This window comes from Janthinobacterium glycogeni (assembly GCF_051380725.1).
Taxonomy (GTDB): Bacteria; Pseudomonadota; Gammaproteobacteria; order Burkholderiales; family Burkholderiaceae_D; genus Janthinobacterium.
The window spans coordinates 219,105-237,445 of sequence record NZ_JBNYXP010000006.1 but is presented as its reverse complement, the minus strand read 5'-3'; the positions used below and the strand labels follow the sequence as shown (position 1 = coordinate 237,445).

At 64.4% G+C, this 18,341-nt stretch carries 17 protein-coding genes; 7 read left to right on the top strand and 10 right to left on the bottom strand.

Annotated elements, in window-relative coordinates; genetic code table 11:
• Positions 1-34: 34 nt before the first annotated feature.
• The 9 genes from ACQ4W4_RS16180 to ACQ4W4_RS16140 form a co-directional block, all read right to left on the bottom strand.
• On the bottom strand, positions 35-616 hold the full coding sequence (locus tag ACQ4W4_RS16180) for a hypoxanthine-guanine phosphoribosyltransferase (protein WP_070218966.1): 582 nt from the start codon (positions 614-616) through the stop codon (positions 35-37).
• Between the two features lie 63 nt (positions 617-679).
• Entirely contained in the window at positions 680-1,936 is a 1,257-nt protein-coding gene (locus ACQ4W4_RS16175) for a phenylacetate--CoA ligase family protein (RefSeq protein ID WP_436498100.1), read from the bottom strand.
• Positions 1,933-2,292, bottom strand: coding sequence for an MmcQ/YjbR family DNA-binding protein (locus tag ACQ4W4_RS16170; protein WP_436542857.1), 360 nt, complete (start codon positions 2,290-2,292; stop codon positions 1,933-1,935). The genes ACQ4W4_RS16175 and ACQ4W4_RS16170 overlap by 4 nt, the downstream gene beginning before the upstream one ends.
• 16 nt (positions 2,293-2,308) lie before the next feature.
• Positions 2,309-3,148 (bottom strand): ABC transporter ATP-binding protein, encoded by an 840-nt coding sequence (locus tag ACQ4W4_RS16165; protein ID WP_099408128.1) that lies wholly within the window; start codon positions 3,146-3,148, stop codon positions 2,309-2,311.
• Positions 3,149-3,274: 126 nt separating this feature from the next.
• Entirely contained in the window at positions 3,275-4,594 is a 1,320-nt protein-coding gene (locus ACQ4W4_RS16160) for an ABC transporter substrate-binding protein (protein ID WP_099665905.1), read from the bottom strand.
• A gap of 58 nt (positions 4,595-4,652) precedes the next feature.
• Positions 4,653-5,711, bottom strand: coding sequence for a branched-chain amino acid ABC transporter permease (locus tag ACQ4W4_RS16155; protein ID WP_436542856.1), 1,059 nt, complete (start codon positions 5,709-5,711; stop codon positions 4,653-4,655).
• A 90-nt stretch (positions 5,712-5,801) separates the two neighbouring features.
• The gene (locus ACQ4W4_RS16150) at positions 5,802-6,698 is read right to left on the bottom strand and encodes a branched-chain amino acid ABC transporter permease (RefSeq protein ID WP_436543009.1); all 897 of its coding nucleotides are present in this window, start codon (positions 6,696-6,698) and stop codon (positions 5,802-5,804) included.
• A 19-nt stretch (positions 6,699-6,717) separates the two neighbouring features.
• Positions 6,718-7,533 carry an ABC transporter ATP-binding protein gene (locus ACQ4W4_RS16145; RefSeq protein WP_035828489.1) on the bottom strand — a complete coding sequence of 272 codons (816 nt, stop codon included), beginning with the start codon at positions 7,531-7,533 and terminating at the stop codon, positions 6,718-6,720.
• 14 nt (positions 7,534-7,547) lie between these two features.
• Positions 7,548-9,479, bottom strand: coding sequence for an AMP-binding protein (locus tag ACQ4W4_RS16140; RefSeq protein WP_436542855.1), 1,932 nt, complete (start codon positions 9,477-9,479; stop codon positions 7,548-7,550).
• Positions 9,480-9,659: 180 nt separating this feature from the next.
• Between ACQ4W4_RS16140 and ACQ4W4_RS16135 the strand changes: the two genes are divergently transcribed.
• The 7 genes from ACQ4W4_RS16135 to ACQ4W4_RS16105 are packed head-to-tail and all read left to right on the top strand — an operon-like array spanning position 9,660 to position 16,711.
• Positions 9,660-10,358, top strand: coding sequence for a Crp/Fnr family transcriptional regulator (locus ACQ4W4_RS16135; RefSeq protein ID WP_436542854.1), 699 nt, complete (start codon positions 9,660-9,662; stop codon positions 10,356-10,358).
• Positions 10,345-12,411, top strand: a complete 2,067-nt coding sequence (locus ACQ4W4_RS16130; protein ID WP_436542853.1) for a DUF4132 domain-containing protein — start codon at positions 10,345-10,347, stop codon at positions 12,409-12,411. The genes ACQ4W4_RS16135 and ACQ4W4_RS16130 overlap by 14 nt, the downstream gene beginning before the upstream one ends.
• Positions 12,412-12,457: 46 nt before the next feature.
• The gene (locus ACQ4W4_RS16125) at positions 12,458-14,281 is read left to right on the top strand and encodes an aminopeptidase P family protein (protein WP_436542852.1); all 1,824 of its coding nucleotides are present in this window, start codon (positions 12,458-12,460) and stop codon (positions 14,279-14,281) included.
• Positions 14,281-14,529 carry a hypothetical protein gene (locus tag ACQ4W4_RS16120; protein ID WP_034752831.1) on the top strand — a complete coding sequence of 83 codons (249 nt, stop codon included), beginning with the start codon at positions 14,281-14,283 and terminating at the stop codon, positions 14,527-14,529. The genes ACQ4W4_RS16125 and ACQ4W4_RS16120 overlap by 1 nt, the downstream gene beginning before the upstream one ends.
• Entirely contained in the window at positions 14,530-15,270 is a 741-nt protein-coding gene (locus ACQ4W4_RS16115) for an MgtC/SapB family protein (RefSeq protein WP_086137278.1), read from the top strand.
• Positions 15,271-15,286: 16 nt separating this feature from the next.
• The gene (locus ACQ4W4_RS16110; RefSeq protein WP_436542851.1) at positions 15,287-15,874 is read left to right on the top strand and encodes a DUF924 family protein; all 588 of its coding nucleotides are present in this window, start codon (positions 15,287-15,289) and stop codon (positions 15,872-15,874) included.
• Positions 15,875-15,883: 9 nt separating this feature from the next.
• Complete coding sequence (locus ACQ4W4_RS16105; RefSeq protein WP_436542850.1) at positions 15,884-16,711, top strand: Rossmann-like and DUF2520 domain-containing protein; 828 nt, start codon at positions 15,884-15,886, stop codon at positions 16,709-16,711.
• On the opposite strand, the gene ACQ4W4_RS16100 is transcribed toward ACQ4W4_RS16105, so the two are convergent.
• A complete protein-coding gene (locus ACQ4W4_RS16100) occupies positions 16,708-18,162 on the bottom strand; it encodes a sensor domain-containing diguanylate cyclase (protein ID WP_436542849.1) in 1,455 nt (484 codons plus the stop codon). The genes ACQ4W4_RS16105 and ACQ4W4_RS16100 overlap by 4 nt on opposite strands.
• Between the last annotated feature and the right edge of the window lie 179 nt (positions 18,163-18,341).

Here is an 18,341-nt window from a genome sequence, read left to right as displayed (position 1 = left end):
TTAGCGCGTAGCGCGTAATCCGACAACACCACAATCACTCCTGCTTCAAATCCTCGGGCTTGATGGCCCACAGCCCTGGCAGGTTGCGCCAGTAGCCGTACGCATCCATGCCGAAGCCGACGACGAAGCGGTTCGGGATCACCAGGCCGACAATGTCGGCTTGTACGGGCTTTTTCTTGCCGATGGCCTTGTCGGCGAACACGGCCAGGATCACCTCGGAGGCGCCCATGTCCAGCAAGCGCTGCTTGACATGCGCCAGGGTTTCGCCTTCGTCGAGAATATCGTCGAGCACGATGACGGTGCGGCCCGCCACGTTCGAACGGGGGATGACTTTCCACACCACTTCGCCACCCTTGTCGTCGTCGCCGTAGCGGCTCACATGGATGTAGTCGAATTCGAGCGGGAAGCTCAGTTGCGGCAGCAGGCTGCCCGTAAACACGACGGCGCCGCCCATCACGCCCAGCACCAGCGGGAACTCTTTCGAATCCTCGGCGTTGAAGCGCGTGTTGAGCACATCGGCCATGCGCGTGATCGACGCCTGCACGGTATCTTGGTCGAACAGCAGTTCCGCGTTCTTGATCAGGTCACGGGCACGGTTGTGATGAAATTCTTGCATGGACTCTTGCATGGCGATGAAAGGGGCTGATGGTCAATGCCGGTATTATCCCGCAAATCGGCCTTATTTGTAATCGCGCATGTCGTCGATGATTTTCCCATCCTGGGCCAGACTGCCCACCGCCACCAGCACCACGTCGCCGCGCAGCTTGGTCAGTTCGCGGATCGAGCCGATGATGGCGTCCACGCCGCTGGCGTCCGTCGGATCGTCGACTTCGCAATGCAAGGCCATCTCGTCGTTGGCCATGCGCCCCGACACCACCAGCCGCGCCTTCCTGATGTGCGGGTGGCGGCGCGCGATTTCATGCACCTGCGACGGATGCACGAACATGGCGCGCACCTTGGTGGTTTGATCGGCGCGCCCCATCCAGCCCTTGATGCGCGTATTCGTGCGCCCGCACGGCGACTCCGGCGCGTCCATCAGCACGGCCGACAGATCGCCCGTGGCGAAGCGGATCAGCGGGTAGTCGGCATTGAAGACGGTGACGACGACTTCGCCCACCTCGCCCGGCGCGACGGGAATGCCGCTGCCCGGATGGACGATCTCGAGCAGCACGTTTTCGTCGACGACCATGCCGGGATTGAGCTTGCCGTTGCTGGCCGTTTCATAGGCGATGCTGCCGATATCGGCCGAGGCATAGGTCTGGAACACGTGCGGCACGCCGTTCTCGGCAAACCAGCTGCGCAAGGATTCCGGCAGCGCTTCCGCGCCCATCACGGCCTTGGTGACGCTGCTGATGTCGGCGCCCATTTCGCGCGCCTTCTCGATGATCAGTTTTAAAAACGACGGTGTGCCGATATACGTGTCGGGCTTGAGGTCGGCCATCGCCTGCACCTGCATTTCCGTCTGCCCGATGCCGGCCGGGATGACGGTGCAGCCGATGCGCGCGGCGCCGCCTTCGACCATGAAGGCGGCCGGCGTGAAGTGATACGAAAAGCAGTTCTGCAGCAAGCCGCCGGCGCGCACGCCGGCCGCGTACATGGGCCGCGCGAAGCGCCACCAGTCGGGACCGCGGCCTTCCGGATCGAAGATGGGGCCGGGCGAGACGAACACGCGCGACAGCGCGTTTTTTGGCGTCGTGTTCAAGCCGCCGAACGGCAGGGCGTCGTGCTGCAATTGCTTGAGGTCGGACTTGCGCGTCACGGGCAGCTGCGCCAGCGCTGCGCGGCTGGTGACGTCGGCCGCGTTGACGCCATCGAGGATGCGGGCCCAGCCCGGCGCCTGTTGCGCGCGCGCGATCAGCTGCGGCAGGCCTGCCATCATTTCGCGTTCGCGCGCTTCGGGGGCGCGTGCTTCCAGACTGTCGAGCGTATCGGTCATGTTGCGGATTCTCCAATGTCACGTTGCATTTTTTTCGTCAGCCCCGCAAAAATCAGGCTGTATGAGCGCTGTAGCAGGGCGGCCATTTCGTCGTCGTCCAGCGCGTCGGGGCTGGCGACCAGCACCCATTTGGCCCGCGCCAGGTAGGGCGCCGGGCGAAAGCCGGGGCGGTCCGTCAATTCCAGGAAGCGTTCCGCATCGACCTTGAAGCTCATGCCGCGCGTGCTGCGCGCTTCCGCGCCGCACAGGGCGAACAGCTTGCCGCCGACGCAAAACGCCAGCACGTCGCCCCACTTGATGTCTTCGGTCGCGCCGGGAAAGCCGCGGCACACTTGCTTCGCCCGTTCCAGGTCCATGACGGCAGCCCCCTTGTCAGGCCAGCCAGCGCTTGCGGCGGCGGTAGAACTTCATGTCGCGGAAGCTCTTGCGCCCGGCGCTGGAGACACCCAGATAAAACTCCTTGACGTCTTCGTTGCTGGCCAGTTCCTGAGCCTGCCCTTCCATCACGACGCGGCCGTTTTCCAGGATGTAGCCGAAGTCGGCATAGCGCAGCGCCACGTTGGTGTTCTGCTCGGCCAGCAAAAAGGAGACGTTTTCTTTTTGGTTCAGGTCCTTGACGATGCCGAAGATCTCTTCGACGATCTGCGGCGCGATACCCATCGAGGGTTCGTCCAATAAGATCATCGATGGCTTGGCCATCAGCGCGCGGCCGATGGCGCACATCTGCTGCTCGCCGCCCGAGGTATAGCCGGCCTGGCTGCTGCGCCGGGTTTTCAGGCGCGGAAAATAGTGGTAGACCTTGTCCAGCGCGTCTTTCAGTTCGCCACGCGACAGGCTGCGCGTGTAGGCGCCCGTCAGCAGGTTTTCCTCGATCGTGAGGTGGCCGAAACAGTGGCGCCCTTCCATCACTTGCGACAGGCCCCGCTTGACCAGTTCATTCGGCGTCAATTGGTCCACGCGTTCGCCCTTGAACTGGACTTCGCCCTTGGTGACGTCGCCGCGTTCGCCGCGCAGCAGGGTCGAGATGGTTTTCAGGGTGGTCGACTTGCCGGCGCCGTTGGCGCCCAGCAGCGCCACGATCTTGCCTTGCGGGACCTGCAGCGACACGCCTTTCAGGACCAGGATCACGTGGTCGTAGATGACTTCGATATTGTTCACCGACAGGTAGGGCGGCGGCGCGGTGTCTGGTGTTTGCGTGGCAGTGGGTGTCATGGCTGCTTCGTTTTCATGTGATGTTGGTGCTTGTCGGATTACGCCTTCGGCTAATCCGACCTACGTCGTATCGAGGTAGGTCGGATTAGCGCAACGCGCGTAATCCGACACCACTTTGAGAGCCGCTTACTTCATGCACGCCGGCGTGATCTTTTTCTCTTCCGCGTACTTGTTCGAGGATTCCTCGACGAGCTTGCGCACCAGGGCCTTGTCGCCGACGATCCATTTCGGCGTGATGGCGGTCCATTTCTTGCCATCCCACTGCTGCACCTTCACGGCGCCCGAGCCTTCATGGTCGTCGCAGCTGGTTTTCACGGTGGGGAACATGCCCAGCGCACCCACGGCCTTCTGGCGCGCATCGTCGACGTTCAGGTTTTCCAGGCCCCAGCGCATCTGCTCGCCCGTGATCGGCTTGCCCTTGCCGAATTTTTCCTGCGCCGTGCGGATCGCTTCGACCCACAGGATGCCGGCCGTCACGCCGCGCATGTGGTAGACGGAGCCGATGCGCGACTGGTCGGAAAGGTTGCCCTTGCCGGAGGCGTAGAGTTTCTTGCGGATGTCGTCGAGCACGGGGTAGTTGCCCGGCGTATTGAACGTCATCGCCGTATAGCCCTTGGCCGCGTCGCCCGATGGAATCGTGTCTTCCTCGGAGCCGGCCCACCAGACGCCCAGCATCTTGTCGCGCGGGAAGCCGTTGCGCTGCGCCGTCTTGATGGCGACGGAGTTCATCACGCCCCAGCCCCACAGGATCACGTGGTCCGGTTTGGCCTGGCGGATTTGCAGCCATTGCGATTGCTGTTCGCTGCCTGGCGGCGCGACGGGAATTTTCACCAGTTCGAAACCGTACTGTTTCGACAGCGCTTCAAGCACGGGCAGCGGCTCCTTGCCGAAGGCCGAATCGTGGTACAGGTGGACAATTTTTTTCCCTTTCAGCTTGTCCATGCCGCCATCCTTGTCACCCAGGTATTTGATCATGGCGGCGGCCTGGCTCCAGTAGCTGGAGATCAGCGGATACACGTACGGGAAGACCTTGCCGTTGGCGGCGTCCGAGCGGCCGTAGCCGATCATCGTCATGGGGATCTTGTCCTGCGCCACGCGGTCCAGGATGCCGTAGGCGACGCCCGTGGACAGGGTTTCGACCAGCGTCGCGCCGCCCTGCTTGGTTTTCAGGCGTTCATAGCACTCGACGCCGCGCGACGGGTTGTATTCGGTTTCGCATTCTTCCCAGCTGATTTTCACGCCGTTGACGCCGCCGGCCTGGTTGACCAGGTTGAAGTAATCGATGATGCCGCCGTAGAAACCGGAGCCGCCGGCCGCGTACGGTCCCACGCGGTAGGACGGCAGGGCGATGTATTGTTCCTTGTCCTGCGCCTGGGCGCTGCCGGCCATGGTGAGTGCGGCACTGGCGATGGCGGCGGCCAGCATGAGCGATTTGATGTGTTTCATTGTGTGTCTCCTCTTGTTTTATTTGGTATTCAAGTGAACCGACATCGACTGCAAAAACTTAATGGGGGAAGGGCCAGAGTCTCAACTTTTCTTTCGCGATCTGCCACAGCCTGGCCAGGCCGTGCGGCTCGACGATCAGGAAGAAGATGATCAGCGCGCCGAACACCATCAGTTCCAGGTTCGAGGCCACGCTGGTCGGCAACGCCAGGCCATGCGCGATGGTGTTCAGGAAGACGGGCAGCAGCACGATGAAGGCCGCGCCCAGGAAGGAACCGAGGATCGAACCGACGCCGCCGATGATGATCATGAACAGGATGCGGAAGGACAGGTCCAGGTTGTACGCTTCCGGCTCCACCGTGCCCAGGTAGGCATACGCATACAGGGCGCCGGCCACGCCGCAGTAGAACGAACTGACGGCAAACGCCAGCAGCTTGGTGCGCATCAGACGGAAACCGATTACCTCGGCCGCCATGTCCATGTCGCGCACGGCCATCCACGAGCGGCCCACGTTCGAGCGGATCATGTTCTTGGCCAGCAGGGCCATGCCGGCCACGATGGCCAGCACCAGCAGGTATTTGCTTTGCGGCGTGTCGAACTGGTAGCCGAGGATGGTCATCTTTTGCACCGTGATGACGCCCGAGGAGCTGTAATTGGTCAGGTACGGGATCTTCGTCAGGCACCAGACGACGAAGAACTGCGTCGCCAGCGTCGACGCCGCCAGGTAAAAGCCGCGGATGCGCAGGGAAGGCAGGCCGAAGGCGATGCCCACCATGGCCGCGCACAGGCCGCCCAGGATGAACGACACCAGCAGCGGCAATCCCGGCAGGCGCGCCATGAAGTTATACGAGGCGAACGCACCCACGGCCATGAAGGCGGCCGTGCCCAGCGACAGCTGGCCCGCGTAACCGGTCAGGATGTTCAGGCCCAGCGCCGCCAGCGCGAAGATCAGGAAGGGGATCAGGATCGCCGACAGCATGTAGGGCGAGGCGATATACGGCAGGAGGAAGACGGCGACGAGCAGCGTGGCCGTCAGCGCCAGGCGGTCTTGCCGGATCGGGAAAATCTGGTTGTCAGCCTGGTAGCTGGTCTTGAATTGTCCTGCTTCACGGTAAATCATGGGTATATCCTTTGATGACTGTGTTGGCTGTTGTCGGGTTACGGCCTGCGGCCTAACCCGACCTACGATGCTAATCCGACCTGCAATGGATCAAATACGCCGGATGATCTTCTCGCCGAACAGGCCTTCCGGGCGCACCAGCAGGAACAGCAGGGCCAGCACATACGGGAACCAGCCTTCGATGCCGCCGCCCACCATGGGACCGAGGTAGACTTCGGCCAGCTTTTCCGAGGCGCCGATGATCAGGCCACCGACGATGGCGCCCGGCACCGACGTAAAGCCGCCGAGGATCAGTACGGGCAAGGCCTTCAAGGCGATGAAGGTGAGAGCGAACTGCACCCCGTTGCGGGCGCCCCACAGCAAGCCGGCCACCAGGGCCACCAGGCCCGCCACGCCCCACACCACGGCCCAGATGCGCTGCAGCGGAATGCCGACCGCCAGCGCCGCCTGGTGGTCGTCGGCAACGGCGCGCAGGGCGCGGCCCACCTTGGTTTTCGAGAACAGCAGGGCCAGGCAGATCACCAGCAGCGCGCAGATGCCGGCCGCCATCAGGTCGAATTGCGAGATGTTGATGTCGAAGCGGTCCATCAGGAATTGCATCGGCACGTCTTCGATGGGCAGGTCCAGCTTGTGCACCTGCGAGCCCCACATCAGCTGCGCCAGGCCTTCGATGAAAAAGGTCAGGCCGATGGTGGCCATGAACAGCGTGATTTCGGGCTGGTTGACGAGCGGGCGCAAGACCACCCTTTCAATCGCCATGCCTAATACGATCATCGTCACCATCGTCAGCGGGATGGCCAGCCACAGCGACAGGCCGAATTTGTCCATGATGCCGACGCAGGTGAGGGCGGCGAAAAACACCATCGCTCCCTGCGCAAAATTGAACACGCCCGAAGCCTTGTAGATCAGCACAAAACCGATCGCCACCAGCGCATACATGACGCCCGACAGCAGGCCGCCGATCAGCACTTCAAAGAAAAAATTGATATTCATTGCTATTCCTCGTCTAGTGCGCCACGCCGAGATAGGCGTTGATGACATCCTGGTTGCTGCGCACCTCGTCGGGCGTGCCGTCGCCGATCTTCTTGCCGTAATCGAGCACCACCACCCGGTCGGAGATATCCATCACCACGCCCATGTCGTGCTCGATCAGCACGATGGTCGTGCCCAGCTGGTCGTTGACGTCGAGGATGAAGCGGCACATGTCCTGCTTTTCTTCCACGTTCATGCCGGCCATCGGTTCATCGAGCAGCAAGATGTCCGGTTCGGCCACCAGGGCGCGGCCCAGTTCCACGCGCTTTTGCAAGCCGTAGGGCAGGCGTCCCACGGGCGTCTTGCGGATGGCCTGGATTTCCAGGAAGTCGATGATTTCCTCGGCTTTCTTGCGGTGCTCGATTTCCTCGCGCCGCGCCGGGCCCCAGTACAGGGCTTGCAGCAGGAAATTCGACTTCATCTTCAGGTTGCGCCCCGTCATGATGTTGTCCAGTACCGTCATGCCCTTGAACAGGGCGATGTTCTGGAAGGTGCGCGCGATGCCGGACTTGGCGGCCGCGTAGCAATCCATGCCGCGCCGGTGCTCGCCCCGGTAAATGATCTCGCCCTGCTGCGGGCGGTACACGCCATTGATCACGTTGAGCATCGAGCTTTTGCCCGCGCCGTTCGGGCCGATGATGGCGCGGATTTCATGCTGTTTCACGTCGAACGAGATGTCGGTCAGCGCTTTCACGCCGCCGAACGACAGCGAGATGTTCTTCAGGTCGAGGATCACGGGCCCCGTCTTGCGGGCCGTGCCGAAATGGGCGTCGGGTTCGTTCATTTGCATCGTGCTGTGCTCCATCATGCGGCCAGGCCCTGGGGCCGGTACGTTTTGCTGTCCCAGATCTGCAGGTCGGCGCTGGTTGAACCGGTGCGGCCGTCCTCGAATTTCACCTGGGTCTCGATGTATTGCGTTGTTTTGCCTTCATACAGGGCGGAGATCAGCACCGCGTACTTTTCGGCGATGAATTTGCGGCGCACCTTGCGTGTGCGCGTCAGCTCGTCGTCGTCCGGGTCGAGTTCCTTGTGCAGCACCAGGAAGCGGTGCACCTGCGTGCGGTCCATCAAGGGGTCGGCCGCCAGTTCCGCGTTGACCTGCTCGATGCAGTCGCGGATCAAGCCGTAGGTCTCGGCGCGCGCCGCCAGGTCCGTGTAGCCCGAATAGGCGATGCCGCGCCGCTCGGACCAGTTGCCCACCGCTTCGATGTCGATGTTGATGAAGGCGCACACCTGGTCGCGCGCATGGCCGAAGGCCACCACTTCCTTGATGAAGGGGAAGAACTTGAGCTTGTTTTCGATGTAGTTGGGCGCGAATATGGCACCGCAATTCATCTTGCCCACGTCGGCCGCGCGGTCGATGATTTTCAAATGGCCTTCGCTGTCGAACACGCCCGCGTCGCCCGTGTGGAAGTAGCCGTCGTCGTCGATCACTTCAGCCGTCGCGTCGGGGCGCTTGAAGTAGCCGCTCATGGTGGCGGGCGACTTGACCAGCACTTCGCCATTGGCCGCCAGCTTGACTTCCACGCCGGGCGCCGGCAAGCCGACGCTGTCGAACTTGATATTGCCGTCCGGTTGCAAACACACGTAGGCGCAGGTTTCGGTGGAGCCGTACAGCTGCTTGAGGTTGACGCCGATCGAGCGGTAGAAGCGGAACAGGTCGGGGCCGATGGCGGCGCCGGCCGTGTAGGCGACGCGCACGCGCGACAGTCCCAGCACGTTTTTCAGGGGGCCGTAGACGAGCAGTTCGCCCAGCTTGTAGCTGAGACGGTCCGCCGGCGACACGGGTTTGCCATCCAGGATCTGCGCGCCGCAGCGCTTGGCCACGTCCATGAAATGACTGAACATGCGGCGCTTGATGCTGCTCGCGTCTTCCATGCGTATCATCACGCTGGTGAGCATGTTCTCGAACACGCGCGGCGGCGCGAAGTAGCACGTCGGGCCGATTTCGCGCATGTCGATCATCACCGTGTCGCCCGACTCGGGGCAGTTGACGGTAAAGCCGGCCACCATGGCCTGCGCCAGCGAGAACAGGCAGTCGCCCACCCACGCCATGGGCAGGTAGGACAGGATGTCCTCATTGTCGGTGAGCTGGTCGAAGGCGACGCCGCCTTCGCCCGCTGCCAGCAGCGCCGTATGGCTCTGGCACACGCCTTTCGGCTTGCCCGTGGTGCCCGAGGTGTACAGAATCACGGCCGAGTCGTTGCCCTGGCCCGCCGCCACGGCGGCATCATAAAAGCCCGGATGGTCGCGGTCGTAGGCCCTGCCCAGCACCTGCAGGGCGGCAAAGGACGTCAGCTCAGGCTGGCGGTAATGGCGCATGCCCCGTTCATCGTCATAGGCGATGTGGGCGACGTGCGGATACAGGGCCTTGAGTTCGAGCAGCTTGTCGACCTGCTCCTGGTCTTCGACGATGGCGTAGCGGATTTCCGCATCCTGCAGCACGTAGGCCATGTCGGCGGCCGGCGCGTCCTGGTACAGCGGCACGGGCACGCCGCTCAGGCTTTGCGCGGCCAGCATGGCCCAGTACAGGCGGGGACGGTTGTCGCCGATGATGGCCAGGTTCATGCCGCGCTGGAAACCGATGGCGGCCAGGCCGCAGGCCAGCGCGCGCACCTCCTCGTTGACCTCGGCCCAGGTCCAGGTCTGCCAGATGCCCAGGTGTTTTTCGCGAAAGGCGGGCTTGTCGGATCGTACTGTCCCGTGTTGCAATAAGCGCCGCGGAAAAGTCGGCATTGTTGCTGTGGTATTCGTTTGCACCAGTGTCTCCCTGTTGCTTGTCTCAGGCTCCACCTCGTTGGATGGCGCTCTGTGTTTTTTATGTGTCAGGCGTTTGTGCAATGATAGTAGCTTGCGTTAGTTTGCCGAGTTGTCTTTTCGGGGACATTTACCCACTTTTCGATGGTGCATCGCACAATGACCTACCCTGATATCAGCCTCAAGGATGCCGTGCGCGCGGCCAACTGGGCGCAGCTGCTCGACCCCGTGCAAATGGCCCGGGTCGAAGCGGATGTGTTTGAAACCTTCGTGCCGAAAGGCGGCTTTGTCTGCCGCAAGGGCGAACCGGTGGACAACTGGATCGGCGTCATCAGCGGCATGGTCAAGATGAATAATTTTTCCGCGTCCGGCAAGGCCATGACGTTTACGGGCATGCCGCCAGGCAGCTGGTTTGGCGAAGGTTCGCTGCTCAAACGCGAGATGCGCAAATACGACACCATCGCCGTGCGCGATACGCGCGTGGCGCGCCTGCCTGCCGCCACCTTCCACTGGCTGCTGGAAACGAGCCTGCCATTCACGCGCTTTCTGCTGATGCAGCTCAATGAGCGCCTGGGCCAGTTCATCGGCATGGTGGAAAACGAGCGCCTGCTGGACCTGAACACGCGCGTGGCGCGCTGCCTGGCCTCGATGTTCCATTCGCACCTGTACCCGAGCGTGGATACGCTGGTGCAGCTGTCGCAGGAAGAAATCGGCCTGCTGTCGGGCTCTTCGCGCCAGCGCGCCAACCAGGCCTTGCAGGTGCTGGAAAAAAAGGGTTTATTGCGCCTCGATTACGGCGGCATCCGCGTGCTGGACCTGGAAGGCTTGCGCCGCTACGAGGCCGATGATGCCATCTGAGTCCGCTCGCGCCGCTGCGCTGCGCGCGCGCCTCGATGGCGGCTTTGTCGAGCATGCGCGATTCACGGGGCCACCCGTCGATTTCAGCGACTGGACACCCGAAGAACTGGGCGCCATCTGGGGGGCGCTGCACCGCGCGGCGCGCTTCGGCCATGACGATACGGCGCGGCGCGAGCTGGCCACGACGCTATTGGCACAAGCGAGCAGCATGAACCTGGCGCCGGCGCTGGCAGGCGACATGTTCCTCGATGCGCTGGACGCGGCCGGCGATTACAACCGGGAATGGGAGTATGTCATCGGCTGCCTGGCTTGCCTGCACGGCGAGGCACCGGCAGGCACGGCGGGGCAGGCGCGGCGCATTCTCGGCAAAACCTCGGGCTGGGCCGAGTGCCCCTACCAGGCCTACCTGCTGGCGCGCCTTGCTGGTGGCGACGCCCCTGCGCAATTTACGCAGGCAATGGAGGAGCGTCACGCCCTTTATCCGATGCCATTGACGTTGCATGAATTGGAATTGCTGCCGCAACTGGCGAAAACATCACTGCTGGCGCTGGCCGGCTCGCGCTACAGCGGCCACTGGAACCGCGACAGCATCGGCGAGGCCGATCCCGCCGACGTGCTGGCCGACGATGCGGCATATGTGGATTTTGCGCGCACGATACTGGAGCAGGCGGCGCGCCATATCGCCGCCATCCACGACGGCAGCGTGCCGTATGCGGCCGATGCCGCCTTTGCCACGGCAGACTCTCCGGTGCTGGCGCGCGCCGCGCGGGTGGCGTCCTATCGCGATGATGCATGGTTCAGGCCCGTGATCACCGTCCTGCTGCCCTTGGCATGCGTGGCGCCCGGCGCGGCCAAGAGCGCGCCGTCGCAGTCGTTGGCGATGGCGCTGGGCCATGCGGTGGAAACCATTCCCACGCCCGAAAGCCTGCAGGCCCTGCGTGCGGCGCTGGCCCAGGTACGCCATGCGGGCATCCGCAAGAAACTGGAACGCAATCTGAAACCGGCCGAACGGGCGCTGGCCGAACGGCCCGATATCGCCTGGAGGATCGGCATGCCGGGTCCCATGGGCAAGCGGCGCCAGGCCATGCTGGCGCGCCGCCTGGAAGCGGGCTACGCCAGCGAGGTGTGGTTTGGCCTGGACCAGTGGCGTGGCCTGCGCGACGATGCCGATATCGACGCGGTGGCGCGCGCGCTGGTCTGGCGCACGCGCGATGGGATGGCCTTCATGCTCGACGGGAAGGGCGCCATCGATGCGCAGGGGCTGTCAGTGGATTTGCCTGAGCAAGGCGAGATCGGCCTGTGGCACCCCTTGCATGGCAGCGGGGAAGAGCGCGCCGCCTGGCAATCGCTGGTCGCGCAGCGGCGCCTGCGCCAGCCGCTGCGCCAGGTGTATCGCGAAATATATGCGCCGCCCGGCGACGGCGGCGCCCCATTTGCCGGTTACCAGCTGTCGCTGCCTACCTTGCTGGGACTGGCGCGCCGCGAAGGCTGGCGCCTGGACGACGATGAAGGCTTGTCGCGCCAGTTCGGCGCCTGGCGCGTATTGCTGCGCCTCGAGGGACGCGTCTATCCAGGCGCGGGCGGCGCCTGCACGTCCAACGGGCTGGCGCCCGCGCAGATGATGCCGATGGCGCCCGTGGCCTATTCGGAAGCGTGCCGCGCGGTGGACCTGCTGGTCAGCGCCAGCGCCTTGGCGCTGGTGGACGAAGAGCAAAGCGTGGAGCGCGAACAGCGCCTGTGTTACCTGGCCAACCTGGCGCCGGGGCCGATGGCGGGCATGCGGCGCGCCGTGCTGGAACAGGTATTCGCGGACCAGATCGAGGATGGCCGAATGGCGCTGCAAGCGCGCCACGTGATGGTGGGCCGGCATGCGATCCACCTGACCACCGGCAGGGTCACGAAGGATGGCGCCGAGGCGGTGATCGAGGTGGTAGCGCAGGGGAGCAAGCTGGGCGCCGTGCCGTGGCTGCCCTACGACGAGGCGCTGCTGGAAAAAATCGCCGCCGCCGCCGGGGCGCTGCTGGCGCTGCACCAAGTGCAGCCCGGCTGCTAATCGCGGTATCATAGACGCTTCCCAGCACCGCTCCATTTTCGCTCCCATGCAGACACCAGACCAATCCACTCCCGCCTCCCGTTTGTCGCAGCTGCGCGCCGCCATGCGCGCGCAGCACATCGATGCCCTGATCGTGCCGTCGGCCGACCCGCATTTGTCCGAGTACCTGCCGGCCCGCTGGCAGGGCCGCGAGTGGCTGTCGGGCTTTACGGGTTCCGTCGGTACCCTGGTCGTGACGCAGGATTTCGCCGGCGTGTGGACTGATGGCCGCTACTGGGAGCAGGCAGAAACGGAGCTGGCCGGCAGCGGCATCGTCCTGAAGAAAATCCCGTCCGGCGCCAGCGTGCTGTATATCGACTGGCTGGGCGAAACCATGCGGCCGGGGCAGACGGTAGCCGTCGACGGCGCCGTGCTGGGCCTGGCCAATGCGCGCCTGCTGCAGCAGGCCCTGGGCGCGCAAGTGACCCTGCGCACGGATACCGATGTGCTGCAAGCCGTCTGGCCGGATCGCCCGGCCATGCCCGCCGCGCCCGTGTACGAGCATGCGGCCGCGTATCCATCGCTGTCGCGCGCGCAGAAACTGGCAGCCCTGCGCACCGGCATGGCGGCGCACGGCGCCAGCTATCACGTGATTTCCACGCTCGACGATATCGCTTACCTGTTCAACCTGCGCGGCGCCGACGTCAATTACAACCCCGTCTTCCTCGCCCATGCGCTGGTGGGCCCCGAGCGCGCCACCGTGTTTGTTGCCGACGGCAAGGTGCCTGCCGCCCTGCGCGCCACTCTGGAGAGCGAAGGTGTGGACGTGGCCGCGTATGACCGCGCGGCGGCCGCACTGGCCGCCTTGCCGTCCGGCGCCACCTTGCTGCTCGATCCGCGCCGCATCACGTTCGGCACGCGCCAGGCCGTGGCCGAGGGCGTGCAGGTGGTGGAAGCCATCAACCCGACCACCCTGGCCAAGTCGCGCAAGACGGATGCCGAAGCGGCGCACGTGCGCGCCGTCATGGAGCAGGACGGCGCCGCCCTGTGCGAGTTTTTCAGCTGGCTGGACGCCACCCTGGCCGACCCGCAACGCGCGCCGTTGACGGAAATCGGCGTCGATGAACACCTGACGGCCGCCCGCGCCCGCCGCGCCGGTTTTGTCAGCCCCAGTTTCGGCACCATCGCCGGCTTCAATGCGCATGGCGCCATCATGCATTACCACGCCCATGCGGGCAGTGAGGCCACCGTCGAAGGTGACGGCTTGCTGCTGATCGACTCGGGCGGCCAGTACTGGGGCGGCACCACGGACATCACGCGCGTGGTCCCCGTCGGCAAGATCACGGCAGAACACCGGCGCGATTTCACCCTGGTCTTGCGCAGCATGATCGCCCTGTCGCGCGCGCAGTTCCCGCGCGGCGTGAAGTCGCCCATGCTCGATTCCATCGCCCGCGCACCGCTGTGGGCCGAAGGCATCGACTTTGGCCACGGCACGGGCCACGGCGTGGGTTTCTTCCTGAACGTGCACGAAGGGCCGCAATCGATTTCCCAGTCCGCCATGCCGGAGCCGCAGACGGCCATGGAACCGGGCATGATCACCTCCGTCGAGCCGGGCATCTACCGACCCGGCCAGTGGGGCATCCGCATCGAGAACCTGGTGCTGAATGTGCCGGCGGGGACGACGCCCTTCGGCGAATTCCTGCGTTTTGAGACATTGACCCTGTGCCCGATCGACACGCGCTGCGTGGAACGCTCGCTGTTGCGCGACGACGAGGCGGCCTGGCTCAACGACTACCACGCCACCGTGCGCGCGCGCCTGGCGCCGCACCTGGCCGCGCAGGCCGATGCGCCTGCGCTGGCGTGGCTGGAACAGCGCACGGGAGCCATCTGATGCGCTCGACCCGCGCCACCTCCGCCATCGAGCGGCTCAAGGAACGCACCGGCAACCGCCTCTACACGATGGCGCGCACGGGCGATGAACTGTTCTTCCTCACGGAAGGCCCCGGCTTGCCGCCCCTGTGCCCGCCGCTGGAACTGGACGCCTTTGTCGCCTTCGTGAACGGCCTGGGACCGCAAAAGGCGCGCCGCGTCAGCAAGCTCGACGTGGCGTTTGAAAAGCAGCTGACGAAAAAGCCCTAGATGCCGACCATCGACTTCCTGCGCGCCTACTGGTCGCCGGCCGAGCTGGCGACGAATGGCGTGATCCTGCTGAACCTGCTGGGCGCGCTGCTGCTGGGCTTGCTGGTGGGGTACGAGCGTTCGTATCACGGGCGCGCGGCGGGCATGCGCACCTACAGCCTCGTGTGCATGGCCTCGGCCGCGCTGACCGTGCTGGGCGGCTATCCCGAGTTCTGGTACGGCGGCCATGGCGCCATCGTCGGCAGCGATCCCACGCGCGTCATCCAGGGCATCGTCACGGGCGTGGGTTTCCTCGGCGCCGGCGTCATCATGCGCGAGGGCTTCAATATCAGCGGCCTGACGACGGCCGCCTCGATCTGGGCCTCGTCCGTGATCGGCATCATGGTCGGTATCGGCTTTTATCTGTCGGCCATGGGCCTGGCCTTTTTGTGCGCGATGGCGATGATTTTTCTGTCAAAATTGGAGAACTGGCTGCCGTCGCGCCACGCGGTGGCCATCACCATGCGCTTCAAGCAAGGGTTTATTCCACGCGAGGATGCGCTGCGGCGCATGGCCGCCAAGCGCGGCTACGACATCGCCGGCGGCTCGCTGACCATAGGCAGCACGGACGGCATGCAGGAATGGCGCTTTGTCGCCATCGCGCATGGCAAGAACACGGGCGCCAGCCTGTCGGCCATGTCGGCCGAACTGGCCGCCTTCGAAGGCATCGCCGGCTTCCAGCTGTCGCATGCCCGCAATTGATACGGATGCTGAGAGGATGGACATGGACCCCCAGGCCCAAGAGGTACTCGATTTCTGGTTCCTGCCGCCGGAACACCCGGGCTATGGCCAGTCGCGCGTGGAATGGTTCCGCAAGGATGACGGCTTCGATGCGCAGATACGCGCGCGTTTCGGCGCGCCGATCGATGCCGCCATCGACGGCGGCTTGCGCGATTGGGATGCCACGCCGCTCGGCGCGCTGGCGCGTCTCATCGTGCTCGATCAGTTCACGCGCAATGTGTATCGCGGCACGCCGCGCGCCTTTGCCGGCGACGCCAGGGCGCTGGCGCTGGCCGTCGCCTTGACGCAAGCGGGGCAAGACCGGCAGCTGCCGCCCATGCTGCGCGCCTTTGCCTACCTGCCGTTCGAACATGCGGAAGACCTGGCCATGCAGGCGCGCGCCGTCGAGCTGTTCCAGCGGTTGTCGCAGGCGCAGCCCGGTTTTGACAGCATGCTCGACTACGCCGAGCGGCACCAGGAAGTGATCGCCCGCTTCGGCCGCTTCCCGCACCGCAACGCCATCCTCGGTCGCCCCTCGACTCCCGAAGAAGTGGAATTCCTGCGCCAGCCGGGATCGAGCTTTTAGACAATCATCATGAACGTGACATTGAATATCATCGGCGCCGGCCACGTGGGCAAGGTGCTGGGCCGTTTGTTCGCCGGCGTGGACGGGATCGCGGTGCAGGATGTGCTGACGCGCTCGATGGCGTCGGCGCAGGCGGCCGTGGACTTCATCGGCGCCGGCACCCCCGTCGACAGTTATGCGGCCTTGCGCCACGCCGATGTCACCATGCTGGCCGTCTCCGACGACCAGATCGGCCCGGCCAGCGCGGCGCTGGTGGCCGAGGGACGCCAGGCGGGCGCCATCGTGTTCCACTGCAGCGGCGCGCTGGCCTCGAACGTGCTGCTGGCCGCCACGCAGGCCGGCGCGTTTGTCGCCAGCGCCCACCCGATCCGCAGCTTTGCCGACCCGCGGCAAGTGGCCGCCACCTTCGACGGCACGTTTTGCGGCGTCGAAGGGGACCCGCTGGCGCTGGTTTTCCTCACGCCGGCCTTGATCGCCATCGGCGCGCGCCCCGTGCCCATCGATCCGGCCGCCAAGACCCTGTATCACGCCGCTGCCGTCTTCGCCAGCAATTACCTGGTGACGGTGCTCGACGCGGCCTTGCGCGCCTACCAGGCGGCCGGCATTCCCGAACCCGTGGCGCGCGAACTGGCGCAGCCGCTGGTGACGGAAGCGGTGGCGAACGTGTTCCGCCTGGGCGCCGCGCCCGCGCTGTCCGGCCCCATCGCGCGCGGCGATTCGGCCACCGTGCGGCGCCAGCAGCTGGCCGTGCAAAGCTGGGATGCGGCCACGGGCGAGTTGTACCGGGCGCTGGTGGCGCCCACGCAGGATCTGGCCCGGCGCAAGTCCGCGCTTTAGGCGGCGTGCAGGCGGTTGCGGCCCTGCTCCTTGGCCTGGTACAAGGCGCTGTCGGCGCGCGAAAAGAAGGCCGATTCGCTTTCCTCCGGCCGGTACTCGGTCACGCCCAGGCTGATCGTCACGGGGACGCGCGGTTCGGGCAGGCCGAAATCGTGGCCTTCGATGGCGGCGCGCAGGTTTTCCGCCACTTCCGCCGCTTTGGCCAGGCTGCAGTTATTCAGCAGCACCAGGTATTCCTCGCCGCCCCAGCGCGTGATGACGTCGCTTTCGCGCACGGTGGCGCGCGCCACGTCCGCCACGCCACGGATGACCTTGTCGCCCCACAGGTGGCCGTGGGTATCGTTGACGCGCTTGAAGAAATCGATGTCGAAGAGGATGGCCGACATCGGCTGCTCGTTGCGTTTGGACAATAACATCGCGCGCTGAAACAGCAATTCCAGCGATTGGCGGTTCAATAGCCCGGTCAGGGCATCCGTCGAGGCGATGCGCTCGATGCGGCGCTGGTAGCGGTTCACCGTCAGCAGGGTCAAGACCAGTACCAGCAAGGTGACGCCGAAGCTGATGGCCAGGTTGAAGATGAAGACGCGCTGCAGCGACTGGACTTCGTCGCTGACGTTCTGCTCGACCACCAGGTACCAGCCCAGTTCGGGAATGAAACGCGAATTGACGAGGATTTGCGCGCTGCCCAGCTGGTACGACAGATGCGTCGGCTCGCTGCGGTGGTTGATGATCTGCTCGGCAACGGCGCTCACGCCGGGCAGGCTGCGGATGTTGCCATGCCCGTTGCGCACGCTTTTGCCTGCCAGCACCAGAGTGCCGGCGGCATCGACAAAATAGATGTTGCGGTGGAAGCGCGCCTGGTAGCGGTCGATGATGTGGCTCATGGTGGCCAGGGTCAGACCGATGCCGGTGGCGCCGATGAACTGGCCATCGTAGTCGACCACGCGGTGGTTGATGAAGATGGTCATGCTGTCGCGGTTGGCCATGTCCACGTCGACATTCGTTTCATAGTCGGTCTTGTCCATGGCGCGCACGCGGTAGTACCAGATGTCGCGGGTCGCCTCTGGACTGACGGATTTCAAGGTGCCTTCCGCGTAATAATATTTGCCGCTCTTGTCCGAGACGAGAAAGCTGGTGATGGCGCCGTATTTCTTCTTGACTTCGGCCAGGTAGCGCACGATCTGTTCCGGCTTGTTTTCGCCGGCCAGTATCCAGTCGCGCACGAAGGTGTCGTGCGCCATCAGCGAGGAGATGAAGACGGGGCGCAGCATGTCCTTCTGGATTTCCGAGTAAATGTTGTCGCCCGTCAGCGGCAGGGTCTGATCGGCGATGCCGTGCTCGATGGCCTGGCGCGAAGCCAGGTAGCTGGCCAGGCTGGTGGCCAGGAAGCCCGCCCCCAGGATCAGGGTCAGGAGGATGAGCAGGCGGTATTTGATCGACAGAAGACGCATGGAGACGAGGCAGTGGCAGGCGGGAAGGCCATGGTGAGGCAAGCTAAAAGTATGCAGCAGGGCGGATATTGGCGCAATGATAACTGGTTTTATTGACAATTTATGCTGGCGAACGCGACAAGATAACCACGACTTACCAAATAAAAGTGCCGATTTGTCGACAAAGATGCAAATTAGCA

What these genes read in the sequence shown, in the direction of transcription:
- ACQ4W4_RS16180 (WP_070218966.1), bottom strand. Translation starts at nt 616, where the DNA reads ATGCAAGAATTTCATCACAACCGTGCCCGTGACCTGATCAAGAACGCG.
- ACQ4W4_RS16175 (WP_436498100.1), bottom strand. Translation starts at nt 1,936, where the DNA reads ATGACCGATACGCTCGACAGTCTGGAAGCACGCGCCCCCGAAGCGCGC.
- ACQ4W4_RS16170 (WP_436542857.1), bottom strand. Translation starts at nt 2,292, where the DNA reads ATGGACCTGGAACGGGCGAAGCAAGTGTGCCGCGGCTTTCCCGGCGCG.
- ACQ4W4_RS16165 (WP_099408128.1), bottom strand. Translation starts at nt 3,148, where the DNA reads ATGACACCCACTGCCACGCAAACACCAGACACCGCGCCGCCGCCCTAC.
- ACQ4W4_RS16160 (WP_099665905.1), bottom strand. Translation starts at nt 4,594, where the DNA reads ATGAAACACATCAAATCGCTCATGCTGGCCGCCGCCATCGCCAGTGCC.
- ACQ4W4_RS16155 (WP_436542856.1), bottom strand. Translation starts at nt 5,711, where the DNA reads ATGATTTACCGTGAAGCAGGACAATTCAAGACCAGCTACCAGGCTGAC.
- ACQ4W4_RS16145 (WP_035828489.1), bottom strand. Translation starts at nt 7,533, where the DNA reads ATGCAAATGAACGAACCCGACGCCCATTTCGGCACGGCCCGCAAGACG.
- ACQ4W4_RS16140 (WP_436542855.1), bottom strand. Translation starts at nt 9,479, where the DNA reads ATGCCGACTTTTCCGCGGCGCTTATTGCAACACGGGACAGTACGATCC.
- ACQ4W4_RS16135 (WP_436542854.1), top strand. Translation starts at nt 9,660, where the DNA reads ATGACCTACCCTGATATCAGCCTCAAGGATGCCGTGCGCGCGGCCAAC.
- ACQ4W4_RS16130 (WP_436542853.1), top strand. Translation starts at nt 10,345, where the DNA reads ATGATGCCATCTGAGTCCGCTCGCGCCGCTGCGCTGCGCGCGCGCCTC.
- ACQ4W4_RS16125 (WP_436542852.1), top strand. Translation starts at nt 12,458, where the DNA reads ATGCAGACACCAGACCAATCCACTCCCGCCTCCCGTTTGTCGCAGCTG.
- ACQ4W4_RS16120 (WP_034752831.1), top strand. Translation starts at nt 14,281, where the DNA reads ATGCGCTCGACCCGCGCCACCTCCGCCATCGAGCGGCTCAAGGAACGC.
- ACQ4W4_RS16115 (WP_086137278.1), top strand. Translation starts at nt 14,530, where the DNA reads ATGCCGACCATCGACTTCCTGCGCGCCTACTGGTCGCCGGCCGAGCTG.
- ACQ4W4_RS16110 (WP_436542851.1), top strand. Translation starts at nt 15,287, where the DNA reads ATGGACATGGACCCCCAGGCCCAAGAGGTACTCGATTTCTGGTTCCTG.
- ACQ4W4_RS16105 (WP_436542850.1), top strand. Translation starts at nt 15,884, where the DNA reads ATGAACGTGACATTGAATATCATCGGCGCCGGCCACGTGGGCAAGGTG.
- ACQ4W4_RS16100 (WP_436542849.1), bottom strand. Translation starts at nt 18,162, where the DNA reads ATGCGTCTTCTGTCGATCAAATACCGCCTGCTCATCCTCCTGACCCTG.